Below are 24925 nucleotides of genomic sequence, written 5' to 3' on the forward strand. Positions count from 1 at the left end.
TCAACGTCACCCGTTCCCGCCTGGGAAGACTCGTCCGCCAGGGACTCCTCGAACAGCCCGGACGCGGCCGCTACCAGAAACGGACTTAACGCCCTCTAAGCCCGATCAGACTTCGGGGCCTGGTCTTGAACTCAGGTCGGCGCAAAGCGAACTGGGCCGGAACACACGTAGGTTCGAAGCCAAGAGACATGCCGGTCGGCAGTCACCGGATCCAGGGGTCAGCGATGGAGCTGAAGACGGTAGGAATCTACCGGGAGATGTACGAGGGCGGACTCGACCATCTGCCTTCGGTCTACGAGTCGGTGGCCGCGCAGCACATTCCGGATCGTGAAGCCGTGCTCAAGTACCTCCGAAAGGGCCCCGGCGTGATCGACGTCATGGAGGGCACCCCGCATCTCTTCGACGAGCAGCGGTTGATCCCCGGCGGTCCGTCGCTGCACTCGGACGGCCTCTGGGTCTGGCGGGTCGACTCCATCGAATATCTGGCGCAACAGCAGCTGGAGATACCGACCGAGTTCGTCGAGCATGTGCGGGCGGCCGGCTATGAGCCGCCGAAATCCCTGGACTGGACCGACGAGTTCGACGACGCGGTCATGCGGTACTTCCGAGGCTGAGGGTTACGTCGCCCGCTCCAGAGCATCTCGTGAGGTCCGTCGGACTGCGGATACCGGCCTCCGGGCGCTCCTGGAGCGCCTGGTCGATCACCGCCCTTGGCCGAAACGGCGACGCCATGGGATGGTGGCAGGCGGTGAGCGCGCCGTTACGGACCGGAAAGGCTTGGCCGGAACGCGCTCAAGCGCGTTGGGCGGAGGACCGTCGCGGGCAGACTGGCCGGGAATGCACGGGGGACCGAGCGTGGGGGGACGTGCGGGATGGGCATACGATGGCGCACGGCGGTGGTTCGGTGACGGCGTATCACATCAAGCATCTGCCGACCGGGACTCTGCCCGAAGACGGCGTCGGCACCTGGTCCGTGACCGGGAACGGTGTCGCCTCCCGGTCCGTGTCCGGAGGCGGCGTCGCCACCTGGGCCGTGGCCGACGCCGAACGGTGGCGGAAGGCGGCGGTCCCGACCGTTCTCGCCCCGGTCGTGGGCGGCTGGGTCCTGGCCGTCCTGGTGGCGGCGGCGTACGTCCTGCTGTTCGGGCTCTCGTCCGCGTCCGCGGCCTGGCACAGCGGGCCCGGGGGTGGGACGGACTGGCTGAGGTATCCGGGTCTGATCCTGCTGACCGCCCTGCCGCTCTGGTATCGGTACGTTCCGTTCGCGGCCGTACCGGCGGCTGTGTTCGTCGTTGTGGAAGCGGTTCTGACACTGGCCCGGCCCGGCGACGTGGACCATGCTGCGAGGGCCGGGTGGCTGGTCGTCCTCGCCGCCTGCGCCGTCGCGTTCGCAGGAGGCTGCCTGCGGCTGCGGGCCCGACGCCGGCAGCGGGCCCTGGCCCTCGCCGCTGCGGGAGATCGCCGCTTCCCGCTGCCCGAAGGCACCCCGGAATCGGACGGCCACCGCGGCCACCAGCAGGTCTACCTCGGACTGGCGCTCTGTCTGGTCGCCGCAGCCATCCTCACCGACGGCCTGTTCGGGGAACCGACCGCGTCCGGCGTCGCCTACGACGCGGTCGGGCAGCAGGGCATCGGACTGGTGCTCCTTGTCGCCGGTTCGACCTTCTACGGCCGGGGCCAGCTCGCCCACCGTGCGGCCCGACGACTGCACGGGGAACCCCAGCCGGCCCTGGTCGTGGGCGTGCGCGCCAGGGCGGACGGACGCCACTGGGTGTGCGCGGACGCCCTCACCCGCACGGCAGCCCCCCTGATCGCCTACGTTCCCCGCAAGAGCGACACCAGCGCCGGGACGCGGCTCCTGGGCAGCAGCTCGGCGTACGGGGTGGGGAACGGGCACCACGACATCGACCCGAAGCACGAGCCCTTCGAAGCGGTCCTGTACGGCACCCCCACGGAGGGCGACGAAGTCGTCCTCGAATACGCCTGCGCCGAATACCACCGCCACCAGGAGATGGGGCGGATGTACGCGACCGTGACCACTGTCCCGCTCCGCCCGGACCGCCGCCACGGGCTGGGCCCGTGGGAACCGGCGGACGGCCCTGCTCGGCAGCGTGAGCGGCTCCGCGAGGGCCGGGAGAGAGCGGAGCGCCACCGGGAGGCGCAGCGCGAGGCGGAGGAGCGCCGCAGGAACCCACCGCGCGGCTCGTCGGCCAGGGGGCGCGGGAACGACTCCGGCAACCGGCACAACGGGGGTGGCTGTGGCACCAGTTGCGGGTCGAGCTGCGGCGGCGACTGAGCCCCGAGCCGGAGCCCGGTCCGCTCCGGACTTCCGCACACCCCGGCCGGCCTCCCATGCCTCGCCTCCGCTCGTCCCCGCACGCCGGCCGGGAACAGTACGGCCGAGACAGTCGCAGTGTTCCGTACCCTGGGAGCATGCGTACGCGCCCCACTCTGAGCTGGATTCCCACGGAAGGCCTGCCTCCGGGCACCACTGACCTGGAGCCGATCGCCGAGGCCCTGGACACCGGCGGTGTGCTCGTCCTCAGCGGGGCCGGCATCTCCACGGAGTCGGGCATCCCGGACTACCGGGGCGAGGGCGGCAGCCTGAGCCGGCACACCCCGATGACCTACCAGGACTTCACCGCCGGCGCGCAGGCCCGGCGCCGTTACTGGGCGCGCAGCCACCTCGGCTGGCGTACCTTCGGCCGTGCCCGCCCCAATGCCGGGCATCGTGCGGTGGCCGCGTTCGCACGGCACGGCCGGCTCTCGGGTGTGATCACCCAGAACGTCGACAGTCTGCACCAGGCCGCCGGCAGCGAGGACGTCGTGGAACTCCACGGAAGCCTGGACCGGGTCGTCTGCCTCTCCTGCGGTGTCTTCAGCCCGCGCCGCGAGCTCGCGCGGCGGCTGGAGGAGGCCAATGCGGATTTCAGGCCGGTGGCCGCCGGGATCAACCCGGACGGTGACGCCGACCTCACCGACGAACAGGTCGGGGACTTCCGCGTGCTGCCCTGCACGGTCTGCGGCGGCGTCCTGAAACCGGACGTGGTGTTCTTCGGCGAATCCGTGCCCCCAGGGCGGGTCGAGCACTGTCGCGAACTGGTCCGCGAGGCGGCCTCGGTGCTGGTCCTGGGCTCCTCACTGACAGTGATGTCCGGGCTCCGGTTCGTCCGGCAGGCGGCCCAGGCCGGAAAGCCGGTGCTGATCGTCAACCAGGACCCGACCCGAGGGGACCGTCATGCTGTCACCCGCGTCGCGCTGCCGCTGGGTGCGGCTCTCACCACCGTGGCCGGCCGGCTGGGCGTCCCCCTCGATGGCGAAGCCGCAGCTGGGTCCGTCTGAGGTGACCGGCAGCACCGGCCGCGCCCGTCCCTGCTGAGCACACATCGCTCAGGGCGTGCCGCCGCCCTGGCGATCACCGCCCCTGCCATGGCTCACCGTCATCGCGACGAGACCGGTCAGCAGCAGTGCGCTGCCGGCCAGGGTCCCCCACCGGCGGGTATCGGAGTCGCTGAGAACCAGCAGGAAGACCATCTGCCAGCACAGGGCGAAGGAAACGATCAGCTGGGCCCAGCCGTAGAGGCGCGGGCGGCGGACCGGTCGCCGGTTCGTGGGGAGCACCCAGCCGTGGGAGACGGCTGCCACACCGGAGGCAGCGATGAGCAACGCCAGCACAACCACGGGAACGACGATGTAGAGCGGCATGGTCCCTCCCCCGTGCGCCGGACCCACGCCGGACGCCTGCATGATCATGACATCCCTCGTACCGTGCGCGCACGCGGCGGTGAAGAGGCCGCCCCGCAGGCCACACCCTGCCCCACGAGAGACCTCGCTTACTTTGCTGTGCCGAAACCTCTAAAATACCTCAGATTTGTTTTCGTAAGGCAGGGTGCGCTGCCAGAATCACAGGGTTCCTGATCATGCGCCTTCGAGCCATCGCCGGGTGCCACCCCCACGGGCCCGGCCGGGACCGGCCATCTTCCCCTCACAAAGGCGAACCCCCTCCATGAGTGACGGCAGCATCACAGCAGCCGGTCAGCTCGCCGCTGACGCACCGGCGAGCTCCCCCCACGTGGACGCCGGCGATGCCGGTTACAGCAAGGACCTCAAGTCCCGCCACATCAACATGATCGCCATCGGCGGCGCGATCGGCACCGGGCTCTTCCTGGGTGCGGGCGGCCGTCTCGCCGACGCCGGCCCCTCGCTCGCCATCGCGTACGCCGTCTGCGGCGTGTTCGCGTTCTTCGTCGTACGCGCGCTGGGTGAGCTGATCCTCTACCGCCCGTCGTCCGGCGCCTTCGTCTCCTACGCCCGTGAGTTCATGGGTGAGAAGGGCGCATTCGCGGCCGGCTGGCTGTATTTCCTCAACTGGTCGACCACTGCCATCGCCGACATCACCGCGGCAGCGACATACGCCCATTTCTGGGGCATGTTCAGCGATATCCCGCAGTGGATCCTCGCGTTGATCGCCCTCGCCGTGGTGCTCACGGCCAATCTCATCTCGGTGAAGTACTTCGGCGAGATGGAGTTCTGGTTCGCGATCATCAAGGTGGCGGCCCTGGTCGCCTTCATGCTGATCGGGATCTTCCTCGTCGTCACCCAGCATCCGGTGGACGGCCACACCCCGGGCCTGTCCACGGTCTCGGACACGGGCGTCTTTCCCGTCGGCACGCTTCCGATGCTGCTCGTGATCCAAGGTGTCGTCTTCGCCTATGCGTCCGTCGAGCTGTGCGGTGTCGCCGCCGGTGAGACCGAGCACCCCGAGAAGATCATGCCGCGTGCGATCAACTCCATCATGTGGCGGGTGGGACTGTTCTACGTCGGCTCGGTGGTGTTGCTGGCGCTGCTGCTGCCCTACACCGCCTACTCCGGGGACCAGAGCCCGTTCGTCACCGTCATGGACAAGCTCGGCGTACCGGGTGCGGCCGGCGTGATGAACCTGGTCGTGCTGACCGCCGCTCTGTCCAGCCTGAACTCCGGCCTCTACTCCACCGGCCGCATCCTGCGGTCCATGGCTCTGTCGGGTTCCGCGCCCCGCTTCACCGGGCTGATGAACAAGGGGCAGGTTCCCTACGGCGGCATTCTGCTGACCGCGGGTTTCGGGGTGCTGGGCGTCGGGCTGAACTACGTGGTGCCCGGGCAGGCATTCGAGATCGTGCTGAACTTCGCGTCGATCGGGATCCTGGGGACATGGGGAATGATCATGCTCTGTTCCCTGCTGTTCTGGCACCGCTCGCAGAACGGCCTGGTCACGAGGCCCGCCTACCGCCTTCCCTGGGCTCCGTACACCCAGATCGTCACGCTGCTGTTTCTCGCGGGCGTGGCGTTCCTGATGTGGTGGGGCGGCGGGGTGGGACGGACGACCGTGATGCTCCTGCCGCTGATCGCGGCCGCGCTGGTCGGCGGCTGGTTCCTCGTACGCGGCCGGGTGCACGAGATGGGGCGGGCCAGGCAGGACGCCTGATCCCTCTCGCAGCGGCTCCGGCAGCCGCCGTCCGCGCTGAACCGTGTGCGGCTCCCTGCCTGCGGGTGTGGGGGCCGCACGCGCCGCGTGGTGCTTGCCGAGTGCGTTCGCGGCCGGGCGCCGGGCGCCGGGTCCATGAGCAGGCCAAGGGGCCGTCACCCGAACCCCCGTCACGCGTTGTCCCGGGTCACCGAACCGTGATCGTGTGGGATCGCGTGCGATGAGTTCCCGGGCCCCAGGGCGGTCAGCCCCGTGGCGCACGGATCGGCGCGACGGCGACGGAGGACCGCCACCACCGAGGAGGACGGCACAGTGACCACACATTCGGGCCGGGTAACCTGCGATCTCTCGATCTCGGTCGACGGGTACTCGGCCGGGCTCCACCAGTCCGAGCAGCGCCCGTTCGGCGACGACGCCGGCGACGGCTGGGGTGACCGGCTGCACTCCTGGATGTTCGAGACCCCCGAGCGGCGGCAGGCCGAGCTCGACCGGCTGGAGACGGTCGGCGCCTTCATCATGGGGCGCAACATGTTCGGTCCCGTACGCGGTGCGTGGGATCGGCGGTGGAACGGCTGGTGGGGCGACGATCCGCCGTACCACGCACCGGTCTTCGTGCTCACCCACCATGCGCGCGACCCGCAGCCGATGGACGGCGGCACCACGTTCCACTTCGTCACCGGTGGCATCGAGGACGCGCTGCGGCAGGCTCGCGAGGCGGCCGGGGACCTCGACGTGTCGGTGCACGGGGGCGCGACCACCATCAACCAGTACCTCGCCGCAGGCTCGATCGACGAGCTGCGGCTGCACATCGTGCCGTTCACGCTCGGCGCGGGCACGCGGCTGTTCGACGGCGTGCCACCCATGGATCTCGAGCAGGTGGAGTCGCGAGCAGCGAACTCCGTTACCCATGTGACCTATCGCGTGCGGTCCTGAGAGCTGGTCGCGGCGCGGTCGCACGAACGCCGGTCCGTCGCCACTCCCCCACCCGGGCAGACCTCGTCATCGCCGTCCGTCGGTTCCGGTCCGGCCCAGGCCGTTCGTCCTCGGGTTGCCCGCCGTGCGATGCTGAACGGCACGTGGATCAGGGCTGGTAACGGAAGAAAGTGCAGGGTGAGGGCAGTGCGGCGGCGGGGCGGGGCCATGGTGTGGGATCGGTTCGCGGCGTCCGATCCGGGGCTGCTGCGCCTCACTGCGGGGCTACGGACGGTCGCGGCGATCGCGCTCACCCTGGTGGTTCTGGCCCTGCTGGGCACCGACGTCTCCCACATGGTCACCGGTGCGATGACCGCGATGACGGCCACCTTCGCCATCAAGGACAAGCTGGTACGCGACCAGGCGGTGACGCTCGCCCTGGGTCTGCCGGTCGCGCTGGCCGCCATGTCGCTGGCCGCTCTGCTGAACTCCCGGGTCGTCGCTGGGGACCTGTTCTTCGTGGTTCTCATCTTCGGTGCCGTCTACTTCCGGCGGTTCGGCGAGCGCGCCACCGCGCTCGGGCTCATCGGCTTCCAGATCTATTTCCTCGCCCTGTTCGTCGGTGCCGCGCCGCCCGCCCTGCCGGCGCTGTATCTGGCCCTGGCCGTCGGGTTCGGCTGCAGCGCGGTGGTGCGGTTCGGCGTCGTCCCGGAGACACCCCAACGCGTTCTGACACGGCTGCGCGACGCCTTCCGGATGCGTCTGGCCCAGCTCGTCTCCGTGCAGATCGAGCTGCTCGACGCCGGTCCCGGGCAGTTGGAGAAGGTGCTCGACGACATGCGGCTGCGTACGGCGCGGCTGCACGAAGCCGCGCTGATGATCCAGGGCCGCCTGGAGGAGGGCACCGAGGACGCCGACAAGGCGGCGCTGGTCCAACGCCGGGTCGCGGACGCCGAGATCGCCACGGAGCGACTGGGCATGCTCCTGCTGAACGCCCGCAGTGTGGAGCGCGCGGACACCCTGACCCTTCATCTGCCGCACGCGCCGGTGCCGCTCACCGGGGACTGGAGGCCGGCCGAGGACGACGCGACCATCGCCCTGCGCCGGGACCTCAAGGCCCTGCACCTCCTGGTGAGCCGGCCCGCGTCGCTCGACGGGGGCACGGCGGTGGCCCACATACGCAACAGGCTGCTCGGCTACCGCGACGAGGAGAGGCTTCCGGCCGCGCCCTCGGGCATCCAGGACGCGTTCCGCGGAATCGGTGAGGCCGCCCGGGCCGTCCTGGGGCTGCGGCTCGCGCTGGACGGTCCTCAGGACGAGTCCGACGACTCCCCGGCCACCACCCGTTCCCGCGAGGAGTTCGACGCGGAGGACATCGCGCTCGCCTCCTCCGAGACGCCCGAGGACGAGGACCCGGCCGGGCTGCGGCGCCCCACCACGAGGGCGGCGTTCCAGGTCTCGGTGGGTTCGGTGCTGGCCATGATCGGCGGTGAGCTCCTCTCGGACCAACGCTGGTACTGGGCCGTTCTCACGTGCTGGGTGGTCTTCCTCAACACCGCTTCCACCGGTGAGATCCTGATCAAGGGATACCGGCGGCTCCTGGGCACCCTTCTCGGCGCCGTCGCCGGAGTCGCTCTGGCCGGGCTGGTCGGTGACCACACCTGGGTCTCGTTCGCGCTGGTGCTCGTCTTCATCTTCGCGATGTTCTTCACCGCTCCGCTGTCGTACGCGGTCATGTCCTTCTTCGTCACGGCCATGCTGGGCCTGCTGTACACCTTGCTGAACTCGTACAGCTCCGACGTGTTGGTGCTCCGCATCGAGGAGACCGCGATCGGCGCCGCGTGCGGCGTCATCGCCGCCGTCCTGGTGCTGCCGGTGCGCACCGACCGCCGCACCGACGAGCTGCTGGGGACCGTCCTGGAACGGCTGGGGGACGTCGCGTCGGCTGCGGTGGAGCAGCTCAGCGGCGGGCCCGCCTCCGATCTGCTCAGCAAGGCACGCGGTCTGGACACGGCCCTTGACGAACTGCGGGACTCCACCGGCCCGTTGACGTACCCGATCACCCCGCTGCGCGGCCGGCGCCGGACCGTGCGCTATCTGGTGGCGCTCCTGGAGACGTGCGCCTACCACGCCCGTTCGCTCGCGGCGACGGCCGAGCTCGTGCCGCACAGCAAGACCATCGCGGCGGACCCCCGGCTCCACCGGGCAGGGCAGCGCATCGCCCACAACATCGAGGTGCTCGCCGCGTACGTCGAGGACGAGGGGGGCCGGGGAGAGGTCGAGTCCGGTGCCAGTATCGCCTCGACGCTGCGGGACGACGGATCCGGCACCGAGCCTTCCGGCACGGTGACCTTCCGCGTGCTGCGTCATCTGCAGCGTCTCGACGAAGGGGTGGTCGGGCTCGCCCGACCCCTGGACGTACCGGTCGCCGAGCGCACCGACGCGAAGGCCGTACGCGGCTGAGGGGACTCCGCAGGGCCGGGCGCGGTCGCCCCGCCCGTCCGCCGCCCGGTGCACGTCGGGGTCCTAGCAGGGGCGGGTCCTGTCCGCGGCGTACTCGGTGACCGTCCACCGCTCCCCGTGCTCCGCCTTCGCGGTGACCACGTATCTCACCGGCTGACCGGCAGGCGGCGGGAGGCGCCAGCCCGTCGTCGTGTCGAGGGTCTGCCACCTCGAGGAGTCCACGCAGTCCCTCACCGTCGCCGTGGGCGGCCGCGCTCCGAGGGCGAGCGTGGTGACCTCCGGTGCATGCCGGAGGTCACCACGCATCTGCGTACGCTCCTTGTTCATACGGTCCAGGTCCGCCTCGACGGCGCCCAACGCGTCGGGGGCCATGTACAGCTTCAGGTCCGTCCCCTCGGCCGAGGCGGCACGGTACGCCTTCATCTGCTCCGCCCACATCGAGTCGTACACCTTCAGGACCTGGGCCTCGGCCTCGTCGGGCGCCGATGGTGGGTGCGCCGCCGAGGACACCGGTGCGCCGGGGCCGGTGGTCGCAGCCGCCGCGTAAGCGCCCGCGGACGGCTTCGCGTCGCCCTTGTCGTGCTCACCGCCACCGCCGCCGCAGCCGGCGAGCACGAGAACGAACGTCGCAGCACCGCAGCGGAGCGTGACGCCCACCCGGGAACACTTCTGCCGAGCCGTCACCATCATTACCCCAAACCAGCCGTGCGATATCGGTCAGCGGAACAACGACGTCCGCCCTCGTCGGGTCACCGCTCGCACGGCGGAACTCCCCGCTTCCTTCGCCACCCTTCTCCAAGTTTGCATCCATGAACGGCAGTTGAGTTGCGGATCCACTGCGGGGTCTTGACTGGGTTCTGGTCTGTACCTATGGTCACCGGTCAGCGCACGTGTTCAACATCCAGTGCATCGTTCACATACACGAACGGATGGCCCCCCACATGCCTGACATCTCCGCATCGCACCGCACCGGACGGCGCCCGGCGCTCCTGGTCACCGCCGCCGCCGCGACCGCCGCCCTGGTGGCCGGCTTCCTCGCCCTGCCCGGCAGCCAGCACGCCGAGGCCGCCCCCGCCGCCTTCGCGCACCCCGGAGTCACCGTCTCCGGGGGACAGCTGGACTTCACCCGCGGCAGGGTCAACGCCGGCGCTCAGCCCTGGAAGGGCGCGTACGACCAGATGATGGCGAGCAAGTACGCCGATCCGAACCGCGCCGCCAAGCCCCGCGCGACCGTCGAGTGCGGCTCCTACTCGAACCCCAACTACGGCTGCACGGACGAACGTGAGGACGCGATAGCCGCGTACACCAACGCGCTCGCCTGGTACATCACACGCGACGAGCGGTACGCGAAGAAGTCGATCGAGCTGATGGACGCCTGGTCAGCGGTGATCAAGGACCACACCAACAGCAACGCCCCGCTGCAGACCGGCTGGGCCGGCTCCTCCTGGCCGAAGGCGGCCGAGATCATCAAGCACACCTACACGGGGACGTGGTCCAACTCGGGTCGCTTCGCGACCATGCTGCGCGACGTCTATCTGCCCAAGATAATCAACGGCTCCAACTCCAACGGCAACTGGGAGCTGTCGATGATGGAGGCCGCCGTCGGCATCTCCGTCTTCCTCGACGACAGGACGTCCTACGACAAGGCCATGGCGAAGTTCCGGACGCGTACGGCCGCGTACGTGTACCTCGCCTCCGACGGCGCCGTGCCCAGGACGGTGCCGAGCCAGAACCTCGACACCACAGCGAAGATCGTCAACTACTGGCAGGGGCAGTCCACCTTCGTCACCGGACTCACCCAGGAGACCTGCCGCGACTTCACGCACACCGGTTACGGCATCTCGGCCATCGCCCACATCGCCGAGACCAGCCGGATCCAGGGCCAGGACCTCTACGGTACGGACGTGGGCGAGCGGCTGCGGCAGGCGCTCGGCTTCCAGTCCAAGTACGAGCTCGGCGAGCCCGCCCCGGGCTGGCTGTGCGGCGGAACGCTGCACACGGGCCTCGGCCCGGTCACCGAGGTCGGCTACAACGCCCTGCACAATCGTCTGGGCACCGCGATGACCAACACCCAGCGGCTGACCGAGCGGAACCGTCCGGCCGGCAGCAACAACCTCTTCGTGGCCTGGGAGACGCTGACGCACGGCGACAACCCGAACTGAGACGGCCGTGACGGCCGGTGTCGCCCCTCCGCGGTCCACGACGGCACCGCGGGGGGTGCTCCCCCCCGTCCATCGCCCGACCGGCCGGATGCTGTACGAAGTGCTGTGTGAACGAACAGACCCAGCCCGCGACCGTTCGCGTCTTCATCGCCCTCGCCCCGCCCGACCACGCGAAGGAAGAACTGGCGCGGGAGCTGCGCCCCGCTTACGACACGCACCCTCAGATGCGGTGGAACCGCATCGAGGACTGGCACATCACCCTGGCGTTCCTCGGGGAGCTTCCGGCCGAAACCGTTCCGCTCCTGCACCGGCCGCTCGCCGGCCTCGCAGCCGACCATCGGCCCCCCTCTCTGGCGCTGCGCGGCAGCGGTGTCTTCGACGACCGGGTGCTGTGGAGCGGGATCGAGGGGGACCTCGACGAACTGCACATGCTCGCCGCCGACGTGCGTTCCGCCGTCAAGGGCTGTGGTGTCGCCTTCGTGGAACGGCCTCTGCGGCCCCACCTGACACTGGCCCGTGCCCGCCGTGGGGACCGGACCTCGGCTGCCGAGATCGCCGAAGGGTTCACCGGGTTCACCGGCCTCCGGTGGCCCGCCGGACGTCTCCACCTGGTCGGCAGCAACGCCGGCCGCAGCCGTGGCCCGATCCACTACCGCGACATCGAGGCCTGGCCCCTCGGGTGAGGCCCGTGCGGGCGTCCCCGCCACCGGCCGGGGCGGCGGGGACACGCCGTGCATAAACTGGACCCGGCACCGACGGGGGGCGCACGCATGACGGTCGAGACGGTTCAGAAGTGGGAGTCGAGCCTCGACTCCGTGGTGGTGTACGAGCAGGGCGCGGTCTGCCGCCGCCTCACCCGGGGCAGCGTCCCGCCGGACGGCAGGGTGCGGGTCACCGGGCTGCCCCGCTCGCTGGACCCTGGTTCGCTGCGGGCCCGCGTTCAGGGCGCCCACGGGGTACGTGTCAGCGAGGCCCGGGTGGAGGTCGAGGCCGAGCCGCTCACTACGCCCGCGCCCGACGGGCTGCTGAGCCGGGTCGAGCGGCTGCGCGAGGAGTGCGCGGCGGCGCGAGGGCGCCGGGACCACCAGCTGAGTCTCATCGAGGAGGTCAGGTCTCTGCGCCCCGTCCCGCCGGCCCGCAGGCGTGAGGACGGACACCGTCGTACCCCGGTCGACGCGTGGCTGGAGCTCGGCGGCTTCGTGGACGAGCGGCTGACGGGACTTCACACCCGCCTCGTCGAGCTGGAGGAGGAGCTGCGTACCGCCGAGCACGAACGCGATGTCGCCCTGGACGAGCTCGCCCGCTCGTCCACCGACATGCCGTCGGCGCACGTGGAGACCACCGTCTCGGCTGTCCTGACCGTCGACGTGTCCGGCGCCGACGACCCGGGGGCCGAGGTGGAGATCGCGCTCGAGTACGGGGTTCCGGGTGCCCTCTGGGCGCCGGCCTACCGGCTCACCTACCGTCAGGGCGAGCGCAGCGGCCGGCTGGTGCTGCGGGCCTCGGTGGCCCAGCGCACCGGCGAGGACTGGACCGGCGTGGCCGTCGGCCTGGCCACGGCGGACCTGCGGCGCGGGACCGGCCTGCCGAGGCTCCGCTCGCTCCGGATCGGACGCCGTCAGCCCGCCTCGGCACCTTCTGGTTGGCGCGAACCCCCGGCAGGTCTCGCCGATCTGTTCACCGGGTACGACGCGGCGCCTCCAGGCCCTGCCACGGCACCCGTGCCCGTCGCCGCCCCGGCCGGGGCACTTCCGCCACCTCCGCCGCCGCCTCCGCCGGCTTACGGCGCGCCCCCGGCTGCTGCGCTGCCGGCAGCGGGCGGCGCAGCTCCTGAGCTCTTCGCCGGCCAGGTGCCCGCCCCGGCGCAGTCGGCCCGGGCCCGTACGGGCGGCGGGCGCGGTGCAGGATTCTCCCCGGCTCCCGCCGCCATGGCACCCGCGGCCCCCGGAGCCGCGGCGCCCCCGGCTCCGGCCTCCGGTTCTCCGCAGCCGAGCGGCGCCGAGCTCGACTACGCCGCTCTCGTCCTGTGCGGCCCCGACGAGCAGGGAGGCCGCAGGGGGAGGCTGTTCCCCGGCGCCCCCTTCGATCCGGTGGCGGCCGAGTACCGGCGCCGTGCCGAATCGGTGGCCGCGCTGCCACTGCCCGGACATGCGGTACGGCCCCGGGAGTCGGCAGGTTCGTTCGACCACCGCTTCGACACGGCCGCCCGCGCGGACATCCCTTCGGACGGCACCTGGCACACCGTCACCGTCGGCGAGATCGGCGTCGGCATGCACACCGAGTACCTCTGCGTACCGTCCGTGGAACAGACCGTGTACGCGACGCTGGTGCTCTCCAACACCACCGATCAGGCCCTCCTCGCCGGCCCGGTGGAAGTCACCGTCGACGACGACTTCCTGCTGACCGCCGCCCTGCCCACACTCGCCCCGGGCGGCGTACGCCGGGTGGGACTCGGGCCCGCCGAGGGCATCCAGGTCGTCCGCCGTACGAGTGTTCATGAGTCCACCTCGGGTCTGCGCAACAGCACCACCGTGCTCGACCACCGCGTCCATGTGGAACTGGCCAACCGGCTCGGCGGGCCCGTCGCCCTCGAGGTCCGCGAGCGGGTGCCCGTCACCTCCGAACCGGATGTCCGGATCGAGGAGCGGGCCGACTGGACGGCACCCGGGGAGGGTCCGGGGCCCGATCGTCACGCATTGGGCACCCGCGTCTGGCGGGTGGACCTGCCCGCCGGGGGCACCGCCGTGCTGGACGGCGGCTACGAGATCCGAATGCCGGCCGGCAAGGCCCTCGTCGGCGGCAACCGCAGGAGCTGACACACGCCATGACCACGACTCCGAAGCCGATCGCCCTCCCCGTCACCGCGGTGACCTGTCTGGAGGATCGCGCACACGTCGAGCGTGCCGTCGTACTCGACCTGGAGGCAGGGGTCCAGCGGCTGCGTCTCGGCCCCGTCAGCGCGCTGGCCGTCGACCGGACCCTCCATGCCGAGCTGTCGGCCGATCACCCGGCGACCGTGCTCGACGTCCGGTTCACCCGCAGTTGGACGCCGCGCGGGCCGGTACCTCACGCCGGGGACGACTCCGCTCTGCGCCTGCGGGTGCACACCCTCCGGGGTGAGCAACTCTCCCTGGAGCAGCGGCGCGACCGGCTGCAGGCCCGCGGGGAGCTGCTCGGCCGGCTCGCCGCCGATCTGCTGCGGGAAATCGGCGAGGGAGCCGGCACGGGTGAGACGGACAGCGCCCGCTGGACCGCCGAACTGGACCGGGTCGACGACGAACGGGCCTCGTGCGGTGAGCAGTTGCGCACCGTGGAGGCCGCGCTGGCCGCCCTCTCCGATGAGCTCGGGCAGACCGAGCGAGCCGTCCACGCATCGGAGGAGGAGCCCGCCGAACTCGTCGGCCATGTCGAACTGACCGTGGAGGCCTCGGTCGCCGGCCCGGTCGGGCTGCGGCTGAGTCACCTCACCTCGTGCGCGCTGTGGCGGCCCGCCTACCGGGCGGTGCTCGACGGCGGCTCCCTGACGCTGGAGACGGACGCGATGGTCTGGCAGCGCACGGGAGAGGACTGGTCGGACGTACGGCTGACGTTGTCGACGGCGCGGTCCGCACTGGCGACCGAACCACCGCACCTGGGCGAGGACCGGCTGACCCTCATGGACCGCTCGGCCGAGGAGCGCCGCACAGTCGGCGTCGAGCTGCGCGAGGAGGAGATCGGGAACCTCGGTCCGGCTCCGGTCGTCGGCCTGCCGGGGGTGGACGACGGCGGCGAGGTACGGGTGCTGCGGTCCCCCGCGCGGGTCTCCGTGCCCGCTGACGGACGCGCGCACCGCGTGCCGCTGTCCACCTTCACCACCGCCGCACGCAGTGAGTACGCCTGTTCGCCCGAGCTGTCTCCTCTGGTCACCCGGGTCGTACGGTTCGACAACCTGGCCGGCCATGCGCTGCTCGCCGGGCCCGTGGACCTGGTCCGCGGCAGCGGATTCGCCGGCCGTGGAACGCTGGACTTCACCGCGCCCGGCGCCCCGGTCGAGCTCGCCTTCGGCAGTTGTGACGACCACCGGGTGGTCCGGCATTCCGAGGAGACGCGGGACACGGCCGGAATCACCCAGCGGACCGTCATCACCCGCACGGTCCGGCTGCACCTGTCCCGGTTCTCCGCGCCCGGGGAGCTGGAGGACCGGGTGGTCACGCTTCGGGAGCGGCTTCCGGTCTCCGAGGTCTCGGCCGTGGAGGTGCGCCTGCGCGGGGAGTCCTGCTCCCCCGAGCCCGGCACGGTCGACGCCGAAGGCATCGCCCGCTGGGACGTCACACTCCCACCCGACGGCCACCGAACGGTCACCTTCGTCTACGAGCTTTCGGCGAGCGCCAAGGTCACCGGGCTCTGAGCCGCTGCTCTACGGGCCCGTTCGGGAGGGCCGCGGCAGCGGCGTGCCGTCGACGTGGAGGTCGACGTGCTCGTTGTAGAACGCGACCAGGCCGGCGATTCGGTTGACCTGGATCGTCGGGAAGTCGTACGCCCAGGCGATGTCCTCGTGTACGGCGAGGTCCCCGTCGAACGACCAGTAGCCGGTCGTGGTGCCCTTGTACGGGCAGCGGGTCACCGTGTCGGAGGGACGCAGCCGGGCCCAGTCGACGCGCGTGCGGTCGAGGTAGTAGCGGGTGGGCAGGCCGGTCTCGAACAGCTTGACGCAGTTGGGCGCCTCCGCCAGCACGACGCCGTCCAGCTCCACGCGAACGCTGCTGGTGGAACGCAGCGCGTCGACCCGGGAGTACGGGCTCCTCGGGTGGACGAAGACGGGCTCGTCCTCCTCGAACCAGAAGTCCAGCGCCTCCCACTCGAAACGTATGGTGCCGCGCAGAGGGGCTGGGGCGTCGTCGTCCCAGATCCAGGCAGCGCCCTCACGGACCTCGGATCCGACCTGGAGCGTATGCCGTCGCGCGGTCCATGCTCCCAGTGTCCGGACCTGGTGATCGTCGGTGAGTACGCCGTCGACCAAGTCGGAGGCCGGGATGCTGAATTGGGGGTACGGGGGCCATTCCCACACGTAGAGAGCGCGACGGGTGTCGAAGGCGAGGCGGCCGCCGATCGTGCCCCGGATGCGCCGGGGCACGGGCTCGACATGCCCGACAGGCGTGAGGGGACCCGGGTACTGAACGCTCTCGTCCGCCATCGGTCGTCACCTCGGTCCCACTCGTTCACGGTGCGTCCCGGAGCTGGGGCGAAGGGGGTCTCACGCCGTGGCCCGGGGCTCCCCCCTCCCACCGAAATGCTACTCAATGCGCGAGTGACGGCATCTTGAGCGTGTGCCCCGCTAACCGCCCCGCCGATGCCCCGGGGGGCCCTGGCCGTCGCCTTCCTGGACCACCGAGGCCTCGAGCCGGCTGAACTGGTGGCTGAGGCTGGTCATCCACACCTCGAGGTCGACGGAGAGCGATGCCGGCGAGCAGCGTTCCGGTCCGGGCACGGGAGGCGTCCTGGGGAGCGGGTGGTCCCCGGTGAGCAGGGAGGCGATCCGGTCGGCCTCCCGTTCGAGGCCGGCCGCGGAGGCGCGGGCCCAGGCGGCTGAGGGGTTCGGCGGACCGGTGCCGGGCCGGAGACCGAAGCGGGGCAGTCGATAGGCGCCCATGAGCATGTGGTCGGCGACGATGAGCACCGCGTGCCAGTCGGGGCCGGCGTCTTCCGAGGCGGTCCCGGACTCGCTCCGGTACTGGACGTACGCCGCCTCGGCGAGGCGTAGCCGGTGCACGCTCGGCAAGGTCTGCGGTGAAGCCCGCGGCGCGGGCGAGGGGGTGAGCAGTTCCTCCGTGGTGGGCGGTACCAGCCCGCCGCAGGTCCGTAGCAACCCGGCCATGGCGCGGACGACCTCGCGTCGGGCCCCGGCCGGCCAGGCCAGGAGTCCGCACAGGAGGCCGATCACGCTCCCGGTGGCGACGTCCACCATCCGGGCCTCGGACAACCGCCAGGTGACCGGCGCCAGCTGGGCGAACGCGGTCGCCACGACCAGGGTGAACAGCCCCTGCGTGTACGCGATCCCCAGCAGCGGCCCCAGGGAGAACCCCACGAGCATGGCGGGGGCCAGCAGTGCGGCGTACGCGTCGGTGTGCGAGCCGAGTCCGATCAGGAGGGCTCCCGCCACCAGCGCCCCGGCCGCGTTGCCGGCCAGGGCCGGGCGGACCGCCTTCCAGGCGGCACCCACGGTCGTACGCCCGAGGGTCAGCACGGCGAGCAGGACCCAGAACCCGTGGGCCAGGTCGAGGGATCCGGCGACCAGCCTGGCGGCCGCGAGGCCGAGCGCGATCCGGACGGCGTTCTGGAAGAGCACCGACCGCAGCGTCACGTTTCCGAGGACCCGCCGCGCCCACAGCCTCGGGGTGGAGAGCTCCGCGTACCAGAAGAGGTCGCGCGGGGTGGGCGGGTCCTCGGGCCTGCCGTTCGCCGCGATGTCGACGGCGACTTCCACGATCCGTGCCGATTCGGCGAGCGCCAGCACCCGTGACTGCCGTCGCAGTACGTCGGTCAGGGGCGTACGGCCGGGCGGTGCCGGCGTGGACGGTGGAGCGCCTGGGGCGGGCTTGCCGGAGGCCAGGCGGATGCGTTCCGACTGGAATCCGCGCATCGCCCGCTCCAGCGTTCCGGGGGCCGGCGGGGGGAGCCCTGTGCGCAGCGAGTGCGCGCAGGCGTCGCACACCGTCGCGACCTGTCCGAGGAGGGTGGCCGACGCCGGGCCGACGGCTCCCGGTGTGAGCTCGGCGAGGGTTGCCAGCTGGTCCAGGAGCCGGCGTACCGCGCGGCCTGCCTGGTCCAGTGCGCGGTCCGTCCTGCCCGCACCGGCGGGGCGGGCCGACGGCGGGAGACGTGAGAGCCGCATCCTCGCGCCCGCCTCGCGCAGGTCCTCCGGCGGCACTTCGGCGGTGGCGGCGCCGCGGGCGGCAGTCCCGAGGGCGCTCGCGAGCCGTTCACGGTAGGCGGGGACGGAGGGGTCGGGCAGCAGGATCTGGGAGGCCGCGAGAAGGAGGATTCCCACGGTAAGTCCCGTCAGCCGCTCCCCCAGCGAGTCCGGGGCGTAGGGCGGGAAACAGGCGAGGATGTAGAAGAGCTGCAGGCCCGGGGCGGCGCCCGCCGGCCGTGGGCCGGCCACCGCGGCGAACGCCAGCAGGAAGCCGACCATGAGCATGCCGCCGGTCGCTGCCCAGGTGTCCACCGCGAGCAGGGTCCCCAGGGTGGCCAGGACCAGTGCCGGGGGCAGCACACGCAGTACGGCGAGGGCTTGTCCACGACCGGATCCGGGGATGGCGGCGAGCAGGCCGAGAGCGATGGGTGCGAAGAGTGCGTAGAGCGCTGCGACCGGCCGTTCGGCGGCGTACAGGAGCGGGTAGAAGCCGATGCTTGCCGCGACGGTGATGCGGAGGGATCTGCGCAGGATCGTCGCCCTCCGGCCGGCGGAGGTCACGCCCGTGCCCCCTTCACGCCCGGCCTTCCGCGCTGCTGGGCGCGGGCGCGGCGTACGGGCGGTGGCTGGTTCTCATGCCGCGCACCCCTCTCCCGGTGAGGAACCTCCGGCCGCGCTCATGGCTCCGGCTGCCTGCCGCCATTGTCGACCGGCGCCGAACCGCTCGCTCGCCGTGCCGGAGGCGGTGCGCCCGGGAAGGAGAGGCGGCCGCGCGTGGCGGCGGGCCCGGCGGACGTTCCTGCCGGGCCCGCCGCTTCCGGAAGGACGGGACGGCTCCCCCGCTGCGGCTCAGAGGGAAGCACGCCCGTACCTGTGAGCGTGAGCTGAAGGCGCCGAGGCGGGATCAGCGGATCTCGGTGACCCGCTGCTCCTTCAGTGCGGCGCAGTTGGAGTTCTCCACCGAGACGTACACGTTGGCGATGCTCCCGCCCCAGCTCACGCAGTAGCCCTTGCCGTACACGTAGCCCGGTCCCGCGTACGAGGTGAAGTTCCCGTCGTCGCCGGCCCACGCGTCGGTCGCGGGGACGTAGATGTAGGTGGACATGGGCTTGGCCGAGCCCGGGTTGGTGCGGATGGTCGCAACGCAGTTCTTGCCGTTGGCCGAGTTGTACGTCAGGTAGACGGTGCCCAGCGAGCCGACCGGCACGGAGTTCACGGTCTTGTACGCCTTGCCGCAGACACCCTGCGGCGTGACGTTCGGTGCGGCGGAGGCCGTCGCGCCGAACGCGACCGTGCCGCCGACCGCCAACGCTGTTACGGCCCCGACAGCCGCGACATTACGCATGATTCGCATATTTCCCCCTTGTGTCCCTGAGAGCGGTTACTCCCACTTGATGTGACCCGCGAGGGGGACTGATGGTTGCATCACATCTACGCAGAGGTACGGAACGGCGCGGCGCGCGGGCCGTGTCCCGGCCGTCTTCGGGTGCGTGGTGCGCGCGTTGGCCCTCGCTCGGCGCCTGTGCGCTTCCGGCATCGCGCAGCGGCCCGCCGGGCCGGCCGGCGCTCAGCGCGCGGTGTGCGAAGTCGTCCGGGTGCTCGGCCGGCGGTCTGCGGGAAGGGCGCAGGCAGGCGTACCGCCCGGCATCCGCTCGCGGTTGTCGGCGATGAGCCGGTAGACACCGTGAGCGATCCAGCGCAGCGGAGGCAGAGTGAGCAGTGCCCCCAGGACGGCCCAGCCCCTTCCGGCGTTCAGCAGCAGCTTGGCGACCGCCTGCGCGCCGCCGTGGATCACTCCGGCCGGCGTGATCCACAACAGCTCGTACTCCGCTCGCTCCCGCGTGAACCCGAGGGAGTCCGTCTCCGCGAACTGCCACGGGGTGATCTCGCAGTCCGGCCCGACATGGCGTTCTGCGAAGATCACGGAGGAGGTGCAGAACGCGCAGTCTCCGTCGTAGACGAGTACAGGTCGCGTTCGCATGACCTCATCATGCCGTAGAGACCCAGCCCTGACATCCGCGGGCCGGGTACCGCGGGAGCGGAGCAGACGTTCTACGGCTCGGGGCAGCGACGCGCGAGATGGACGGTGAGATCGGCATCGATCTCGACCGTCTCCGGCAGAACGCGCATGATCCGGCCGAAGACCTGCTCCCGTTCCCTGGCCGGCAGTACGAGATAGGCCGAGATGGTCGAGAGCTGGCCGACGTAGTCGAGAGCACTCATGGTCATGCGCCGTTCGATCTTGGACTGCCGGACATCGGTGAACCACTCGGACCGCTGGAGCTCCGTACCCGGCCACTGCATGGCGTGCCCCGGAGGTGTCCCGTCCGGCGACGGGATGCTGTCACTCTCCAGGAACGGTGCGCGGGCCGCGCGGACAGCCTCCTCCACAGCCGGATCGGCCAACTGGACCGGCCCGCCGAACGAGGCGAACACCCCACCGGGCTCCAGCAGCGCGGCCATGCGTGACCACCGGCCCTCCGGAGCCGTCCAGTGCAGCGCCGCTGCCGCGTAGACCAGCCCGTACGTCGCGTCGGACCGCAGGTCCTCGAACGCGGCGCGCACCGTCCTGACGTGCGCCGGCACATGTTTGCGCAGTTCGGCGAGCATGGCGCCGTCCGGCTCGGTGGCGGTGACCGTGACACCCTGCCGGGCGAACAGCCGGGTCGCCTTTCCCGTGCCCGCGCCGATTTCGAGGGCGGTCCGAGCCGGCCGGCCCGCGTATGCCGTCACCAGGTCGAAGAGCTCCACGGAGTACCCGGGCCGAAACCGTTCGTACGCCACCGCCATTGCTCCGAAGCTCCGTGCGCGCGCAGACATGTCGAGCATCCTGGCACGGCCCGTTCCCCGTCACGGCACGGCGGTGCCGCGACCCGCCTGCTGACCGGACGTCCACCGGCAGTCCGGCGACGACACGATCCGCGCCTCGGTGGAGAACGGAGCCACTCGTCCTAGGCTGGAGCGCCAGAACGCTGTCGGCCGTGTCCCACGCCCCCGGACGTCCGAGCCGGCCGGGGCGGATCCGCGGACGGATGCGCGGCAGCCCCCTCGGACCCAGGAAGCCGTCACTCACGTGCCCACCCCTCTCCCCCGCCGTGCCGCGCTCTCCGCGCTGGCCGGCCTCGTGGTCCTTCCGCTCGCCGGGTGCGGCGCGGCGGCACCTGACGCCGCGCCGCCGGCTCCCTCCGGGGCAGCGCCCTCCCGGTCCGAGGAGGCCGCACACCGGAGGGACCGGGCTTTCGAGGAGCTGGAGCGGAAGTTCGACGCCCGGCTCGGCGTGTACGCGGTCGACACCGGCAGCGGCCTGTCCGTCACCCACCGCCCCGACGAGCGCTTCGCCTACGCCTCGACCTGCAAGGCTCTCCTGGCCGGTGCCCTGCTGGACAGGTACACGCTCCAGCAACTCGACCGGCGCGTCCGGTACGGCCCTGATGATCTCGTCGCCAACTCACCGATCACCGAGCAGCACGTGGACAAGGGGCTCACTCTCCGCGAACTGTGCGATGCCGCCGTCCGCTACAGCGACAACGCCGCCGCCAATCTCCTCTTCCACGAGCTCGGTGGCCCGCGTGGCCTGCAGGAGGCGCTCGTCACCCTCGGTGACCGCACCACGCGGTGCGACCGCTACGAGCCGGATCTGAGCGAGGCCGCGCCCGGTGATCACCGTGACACCAGTACGCCTCGCGCCCTGACTGCCGGTCTGCGCGCCTATGCGCTCGGCAGCACTCTCGGTACGGACGAGCGGGCCGTGCTGACCGACTGGCTCGAACGCAACACCACCGGCGACGCGCTCATCCGTGCGGGTGCTCCGGCCGGGTGGGTGGTGGGCGACAAGACCGGCACGGGCGGCTACGGCACGCGCAACGACATCGCGGTCGTCCGGCCGCCGGGCTCCGCGCCGATCACCGTGGCCGTGCTCTCCCGCCGCGACGCCCGGGGCGCGGAGCCGCAGGACGCGCTCGTCGCGGAGGCGGCCCGCGTCGCGCTCAACGCCTTCGCCCAGGAGCTGTCCGCCCGCAAGGGCGCTCAGGGGCGGTAGCGGAGCGGATGGTCGGCGGGCACCTCGGTCAGCACGATGCGGTGGCCGTCCGGATCGGCGAGCCACATCTCGATCAGCCCCCAGGGTTCCTGGAGCGGCGGGCGCAGGACCACTGCACCGCGGGCCGCCACCTCCTCGTGTGCGGCCGCACAGTCGGCGACCTGCATCCAGAGCTGCAGAGTCCCGGTCGGTGGTACGTCCGAACGCCCGGACACCTCGAGGAAGCCTCCGCCGAGGAAGTACACCGTTCCGCGCTCGGGTCCGGTGCCGAACTCCCTGTAGACGGGCAGCCCGAGCGTCCGTCCGTAGAAGGCGCGGGAGGCCTCCGGGTCGGCGGGCCTCAGCAATACCCTGCTGCTCAATACATGCACCATGGCTTCGACCCTACGCGGAGCGGTGCCAGGTGGCTGCGCACCCCGGTCAGGAGGCCTCCACGGCGGCTTTGATCCTCTGCCCGAAGTCGGGGGCGTCCTTCCGTGCGGCTGCGGCGGCGAACCCGACGAGGAGCTTGCCCAGGCCGTGGCCCTCCAGATGGTTGAAGAGACGCACACGCGTTCGGCCGTCCGCCAGGGGCTCCAGGTCGTAGCCGCCTTCCCGGGCCGTCACGAGGTTCGTCGAGAGTTCGTTCCAGCGGATGCGCGTCGGAGCGGTGAGATCGCTGATCCGGAATTCACGCCGGGTCGTCATGCCCGCGTCCTTCACCGTGCTGCGGAACACGGTGCCCACGGCGGTCGGCCCGGCCGGGGACTTGGCGATGTCCTGGACACGTGGGCTGAACTTCCTGTCGTTCTCGCCGTCCGCCAGGAATGCGAACACCTCTGCGATCGGACGGTCGATGTCGACCGTCGCCTCGAACCGGGCCATGACGTTTCCTCTCGTACGACGGGCGCGGCACGCGGCGTGGCACACCCTGGGTGACGCTGACTCCCAGGATCCGTGCTCCGCGGCCGCTCGGCAGCCGGACGGGCGTGTCCGGCGGGCAATCGGGTGCCTTCGGCCGTGGCGGGCGGGCCGGCGCCCGCCACGGCCGGCCCGGTCCGGATGCGCGGTCGACCGCGCAGGTCACGGGCGGGGCCGAGGACAGCGCCGGCCGGCCCGTTCCCCTTTCGAGCGACCCAGGGCGTTCCCGGCACGCACAACTAGATCTGCATATGCGGTGACCTGTGGTGGACCATGTCCAAGTGCGGTGTAGATCAGTTGAGTTGGCTGCGCTCGTAGCTTCCGCTTGGCCATGAGGGAGATACGATCTTTGAACAACCTCTGGTGCAGGAGTGGTTCCTCTCATGTACACGATGTCGAACCGGGGCGACGCCTGCGGGCCGTCCAGGACCGCGCAGCCCCACGTCGCCGGTCGTCCGGTCCTCCCCTCTCCGCACGTCGCCTGATGTCCGACGCCCCGCAGCCCACGGGCACCGACTTATCACCGACTCGAAGGTCTTCCATGGCTCGTCCCCCCACATCCCCCGTCACACCCCGCAGGAGCAGCAGCCTGTGGGCGGTTGCTCTCGTCGTCGTCTTCGTCGCGCTCGCGGCGGCGGTCGTGCCGGTCGCCGGTCTCGGCACAGGTGCGGCAGTGGCCTTTGCCGCGGCGTTCCTGCTCGCCTTCGCCGTCCTCATACCCTTGCGGCGGCAGCATCTGGCCTCCGTGGCCGAGGCCGCCCGGCTGCGCGCCGAGATACGTGAGCGCGAGGCAGAGGCCGCGCGCCGTGATGCGGACTGGCACGCCTACGTACGCACGCAGGCGGAGGCCGCGTTGCAGGAAGCGGAGTTCCTCGTGGCGGAGCGGGTCCCGGCCGCGCTCGGCCGGGGTGAGATCCCCGAGTCCCCGGAGGCCGGGGAGCCTTTGGCTCTCGAACTCGCCAAGTGGTACGAACGGCTGCTCGCCGATGTGTCCGAGGTCGTCGACAACCGCGAGGAGTCGCAGCGCATCGCGCTGGTCGAGCTGGCGAGCCGGGTCCAGACCTCGGCGCACCGGATCCAGGCGACGGTCTCGGGTGTGGCGGAACGCCACCCGTCCGACTCGGATCTCCTCGAGGCCACCATGCAGGTGGACCATGCGGCGACGCAGCAGGCCCGGCATGCTCAGAGCCTCAAGGTGCTGTGCGGCGAATGGCCGGGGCAGCAGTGGCAGAAGCCTCTGGCACTGGTCGATGTGGTGCGGGCGGCTTCGGGCCGGATCGTTTCGTTCAAGCGTGTGGAGGTCACCGGCGATCCTGATGTCGGGATCACCGCGTCGGTGGTCGAGCCCCTGATCCACCTGATCGCGGAGCTGCTGGCCAATGCGACGGAGTACTCGCCGCCGAGGACCAGCGTGCCGGTCACGGTCCGTACGGTGCAGCGGGGCGCGGTCATCGAGGTGGACGACGGCGGGCTGGGCCTTGACGAGTACCGGCTGGCCGAGGCACGTGAGGTCGTCTCGGGCCGCCGTCTGCTGGGCGTGGGCGACGTCGGTGAGATTCCGCAGACCGGATTCGCGGTCGTCGGACGATTCGCCCACCGTCACGGTCTCGGCGTCGATCTGGGGCCTTCGCCTTACGGGGGTGTCCGTGCGGTCATCCTGGTACCGCTGGAGCTCCTGAAGACGCTCGCGCCCGCCGGGACGGCGGGACGGGCGCTTCCCACTCCCCCGCCCGTTCCGGTAAGGACCGAGGCCGCCCCCGAGGCGACCGTTCCCGCCCTCGCACCGGGGACCGCGGACGGCTTGGTGCCGGCCGCCGAGCCGCCCTCGCGGGAAGCGGAGGGCCCGGCCGGACACCGCCGGCTCCCCCAGCGCCGGTCCCGCCGTGACGGATACGTCCCCGCGGTGGAAGAGGCGCCGGTGGCAGTCACCCCGCCGGGTTCGCCCGAGGACGCCGGCGACTGGATGGAGCAGTTCTTCGAGGGCAGCAGGACTCCACCGCCCCCGGCGGAATCCGCTTCCCCGGATCACGCCTCGTACGACCCCCCGTACGACCCCTCCGAATCCCCCGATTCCTCGGAAGGACAGAAGTGAG

At 71.4% G+C, this 24925-nt stretch carries 21 protein-coding genes; 12 read left to right on the forward strand and 9 right to left on the reverse strand.

All coding sequences use genetic code 11. The annotated features are described in order from the left end of the window. Positions 1-224: 224 nt before the first annotated feature. The 3 genes from ACIRD8_RS24525 (at position 225) to ACIRD8_RS24535 (ending at position 3342) form a co-directional block, all read left to right on the forward strand. Positions 225-614, forward strand: a complete 390-nt coding sequence (locus ACIRD8_RS24525) for a hypothetical protein (RefSeq protein WP_403995351.1) — start codon at positions 225-227, stop codon at positions 612-614. A 290-nt stretch (positions 615-904) separates the two neighbouring features. Further along, entirely contained in the window at positions 905-2296 is a 1392-nt protein-coding gene (locus ACIRD8_RS24530) for a hypothetical protein (RefSeq protein WP_403995354.1), read from the forward strand. A 137-nt stretch (positions 2297-2433) separates the two neighbouring features. Beyond that, complete coding sequence (locus tag ACIRD8_RS24535; RefSeq protein ID WP_403995357.1) at positions 2434-3342, forward strand: NAD-dependent protein deacetylase; 909 nt, start codon at positions 2434-2436, stop codon at positions 3340-3342. A gap of 48 nt (positions 3343-3390) precedes the next feature. Here ACIRD8_RS24535 and ACIRD8_RS24540 read toward each other — a convergent pair whose 3' ends face one another. Continuing rightward, on the reverse strand, positions 3391-3705 hold the full coding sequence (locus ACIRD8_RS24540; RefSeq protein ID WP_403995360.1) for a hypothetical protein: 315 nt from the start codon (positions 3703-3705) through the stop codon (positions 3391-3393). Between the two features lie 301 nt (positions 3706-4006). On the opposite strand from ACIRD8_RS24540, the gene ACIRD8_RS24545 reads away from it, so the two are divergent. From ACIRD8_RS24545 to ACIRD8_RS24555, 3 genes are all read left to right on the forward strand, one after another. Then, a complete protein-coding gene (locus ACIRD8_RS24545; RefSeq protein WP_403995362.1) occupies positions 4007-5464 on the forward strand; it encodes an amino acid permease in 1458 nt (485 codons plus the stop codon). A 312-nt stretch (positions 5465-5776) separates the two neighbouring features. Further along, on the forward strand, positions 5777-6397 hold the full coding sequence (locus ACIRD8_RS24550; protein ID WP_403995365.1) for a dihydrofolate reductase family protein: 621 nt from the start codon (positions 5777-5779) through the stop codon (positions 6395-6397). A 207-nt stretch (positions 6398-6604) separates the two neighbouring features. Next, positions 6605-8839, forward strand: a complete 2235-nt coding sequence (locus ACIRD8_RS24555; RefSeq protein ID WP_403995368.1) for an FUSC family protein — start codon at positions 6605-6607, stop codon at positions 8837-8839. A gap of 63 nt (positions 8840-8902) precedes the next feature. On the opposite strand, the gene ACIRD8_RS24560 is transcribed toward ACIRD8_RS24555, so the two are convergent. Beyond that, the gene (locus ACIRD8_RS24560) at positions 8903-9496 is read right to left on the reverse strand and encodes a secreted protein/lipoprotein (RefSeq protein ID WP_403995371.1); all 594 of its coding nucleotides are present in this window, start codon (positions 9494-9496) and stop codon (positions 8903-8905) included. A 284-nt stretch (positions 9497-9780) separates the two neighbouring features. Between ACIRD8_RS24560 and ACIRD8_RS24565 the strand changes: the two genes are divergently transcribed. The 4 genes from ACIRD8_RS24565 to ACIRD8_RS24580 all read left to right on the forward strand — a co-directional run bounded on the left by ACIRD8_RS24565 (position 9781) and on the right by ACIRD8_RS24580 (position 15388). Further along, positions 9781-11001 carry an alginate lyase family protein gene (locus tag ACIRD8_RS24565; RefSeq protein WP_403995374.1) on the forward strand — a complete coding sequence of 407 codons (1221 nt, stop codon included), beginning with the start codon at positions 9781-9783 and terminating at the stop codon, positions 10999-11001. A 107-nt stretch (positions 11002-11108) separates the two neighbouring features. Then, positions 11109-11684: an RNA 2',3'-cyclic phosphodiesterase gene (gene thpR / locus ACIRD8_RS24570; RefSeq protein WP_403995376.1), complete on the forward strand. Its 576-nt coding sequence runs from the start codon at positions 11109-11111 to the stop codon at positions 11682-11684. 87 nt (positions 11685-11771) lie between these two features. Then, complete coding sequence (locus ACIRD8_RS24575) at positions 11772-13817, forward strand: DUF4139 domain-containing protein (protein ID WP_403995379.1); 2046 nt, start codon at positions 11772-11774, stop codon at positions 13815-13817. Positions 13818-13825: 8 nt separating this feature from the next. Beyond that, a complete protein-coding gene (locus ACIRD8_RS24580; protein WP_403995381.1) occupies positions 13826-15388 on the forward strand; it encodes a mucoidy inhibitor MuiA family protein in 1563 nt (520 codons plus the stop codon). Positions 15389-15397: 9 nt separating this feature from the next. On the opposite strand, the gene ACIRD8_RS24585 is transcribed toward ACIRD8_RS24580, so the two are convergent. From ACIRD8_RS24585 to ACIRD8_RS24605, 5 genes are all read right to left on the reverse strand, one after another. After that, positions 15398-16174, reverse strand: a complete 777-nt coding sequence (locus ACIRD8_RS24585) for a DUF427 domain-containing protein (protein WP_403995384.1) — start codon at positions 16172-16174, stop codon at positions 15398-15400. Positions 16175-16315: 141 nt separating this feature from the next. Then, positions 16316-18454 carry an FUSC family protein gene (locus ACIRD8_RS24590; RefSeq protein WP_403995388.1) on the reverse strand — a complete coding sequence of 713 codons (2139 nt, stop codon included), beginning with the start codon at positions 18452-18454 and terminating at the stop codon, positions 16316-16318. A 343-nt stretch (positions 18455-18797) separates the two neighbouring features. After that, complete coding sequence (locus ACIRD8_RS24595; RefSeq protein WP_403995391.1) at positions 18798-19247, reverse strand: spore-associated protein; 450 nt, start codon at positions 19245-19247, stop codon at positions 18798-18800. A gap of 213 nt (positions 19248-19460) precedes the next feature. Beyond that, complete coding sequence (locus ACIRD8_RS24600; protein ID WP_403995394.1) at positions 19461-19874, reverse strand: thiol-disulfide oxidoreductase DCC family protein; 414 nt, start codon at positions 19872-19874, stop codon at positions 19461-19463. 71 nt (positions 19875-19945) lie between these two features. Continuing rightward, positions 19946-20713 carry a class I SAM-dependent methyltransferase gene (locus tag ACIRD8_RS24605; protein WP_403995397.1) on the reverse strand — a complete coding sequence of 256 codons (768 nt, stop codon included), beginning with the start codon at positions 20711-20713 and terminating at the stop codon, positions 19946-19948. A 253-nt stretch (positions 20714-20966) separates the two neighbouring features. Here ACIRD8_RS24605 and bla point away from each other — a divergent pair, with 253 nt between their 5' ends. Beyond that, complete coding sequence (bla, locus tag ACIRD8_RS24610) at positions 20967-21932, forward strand: class A beta-lactamase (RefSeq protein ID WP_403995399.1); 966 nt, start codon at positions 20967-20969, stop codon at positions 21930-21932. Here the strand turns inward: bla and ACIRD8_RS24615 are convergent. Together ACIRD8_RS24615 and ACIRD8_RS24620 are read right to left on the reverse strand one after the other, a co-directional pair. Next, entirely contained in the window at positions 21920-22306 is a 387-nt protein-coding gene (locus ACIRD8_RS24615) for a VOC family protein (RefSeq protein ID WP_403995402.1), read from the reverse strand. The genes bla and ACIRD8_RS24615 overlap by 13 nt on opposite strands. A 46-nt stretch (positions 22307-22352) precedes the next feature. Beyond that, on the reverse strand, positions 22353-22796 hold the full coding sequence (locus tag ACIRD8_RS24620) for an SRPBCC family protein (RefSeq protein WP_403995405.1): 444 nt from the start codon (positions 22794-22796) through the stop codon (positions 22353-22355). Between the two features lie 577 nt (positions 22797-23373). Here ACIRD8_RS24620 and ACIRD8_RS24625 point away from each other — a divergent pair. Beyond that, complete coding sequence (locus tag ACIRD8_RS24625) at positions 23374-24924, forward strand: ATP-binding protein (RefSeq protein ID WP_403995408.1); 1551 nt, start codon at positions 23374-23376, stop codon at positions 24922-24924. The last annotated feature ends 1 nt before the right edge of the window (position 24925 follow it).

The sequence above is a fragment of the Streptomyces sp. NPDC102451 genome, from assembly GCF_044765485.1.
Taxonomy (GTDB): domain Bacteria; phylum Actinomycetota; class Actinomycetes; order Streptomycetales; family Streptomycetaceae; genus Streptomyces.

What these genes read in the sequence shown, in the direction of transcription:
- ACIRD8_RS24580 (WP_403995381.1), top strand. Translation starts at nt 13,826, where the DNA reads ATGACCACGACTCCGAAGCCGATCGCCCTCCCCGTCACCGCGGTGACC.
- ACIRD8_RS24540 (WP_403995360.1), bottom strand. Translation starts at nt 3,705, where the DNA reads ATGCCGCTCTACATCGTCGTTCCCGTGGTTGTGCTGGCGTTGCTCATC.
- ACIRD8_RS24600 (WP_403995394.1), bottom strand. Translation starts at nt 19,874, where the DNA reads ATGCGAACGCGACCTGTACTCGTCTACGACGGAGACTGCGCGTTCTGC.
- ACIRD8_RS24565 (WP_403995374.1), top strand. Translation starts at nt 9,781, where the DNA reads ATGCCTGACATCTCCGCATCGCACCGCACCGGACGGCGCCCGGCGCTC.
- ACIRD8_RS24535 (WP_403995357.1), top strand. Translation starts at nt 2,434, where the DNA reads ATGCGTACGCGCCCCACTCTGAGCTGGATTCCCACGGAAGGCCTGCCT.
- ACIRD8_RS24525 (WP_403995351.1), top strand. Translation starts at nt 225, where the DNA reads ATGGAGCTGAAGACGGTAGGAATCTACCGGGAGATGTACGAGGGCGGA.
- ACIRD8_RS24620 (WP_403995405.1), bottom strand. Translation starts at nt 22,796, where the DNA reads ATGGCCCGGTTCGAGGCGACGGTCGACATCGACCGTCCGATCGCAGAG.
- ACIRD8_RS24575 (WP_403995379.1), top strand. Translation starts at nt 11,772, where the DNA reads ATGACGGTCGAGACGGTTCAGAAGTGGGAGTCGAGCCTCGACTCCGTG.
- ACIRD8_RS24605 (WP_403995397.1), bottom strand. Translation starts at nt 20,713, where the DNA reads ATGTCTGCGCGCGCACGGAGCTTCGGAGCAATGGCGGTGGCGTACGAA.
- ACIRD8_RS24545 (WP_403995362.1), top strand. Translation starts at nt 4,007, where the DNA reads ATGAGTGACGGCAGCATCACAGCAGCCGGTCAGCTCGCCGCTGACGCA.
- ACIRD8_RS24625 (WP_403995408.1), top strand. Translation starts at nt 23,374, where the DNA reads ATGGCTCGTCCCCCCACATCCCCCGTCACACCCCGCAGGAGCAGCAGC.
- ACIRD8_RS24585 (WP_403995384.1), bottom strand. Translation starts at nt 16,174, where the DNA reads ATGGCGGACGAGAGCGTTCAGTACCCGGGTCCCCTCACGCCTGTCGGG.
- ACIRD8_RS24615 (WP_403995402.1), bottom strand. Translation starts at nt 22,306, where the DNA reads ATGGTGCATGTATTGAGCAGCAGGGTATTGCTGAGGCCCGCCGACCCG.
- ACIRD8_RS24555 (WP_403995368.1), top strand. Translation starts at nt 6,605, where the DNA reads ATGGTGTGGGATCGGTTCGCGGCGTCCGATCCGGGGCTGCTGCGCCTC.
- ACIRD8_RS24595 (WP_403995391.1), bottom strand. Translation starts at nt 19,247, where the DNA reads ATGCGAATCATGCGTAATGTCGCGGCTGTCGGGGCCGTAACAGCGTTG.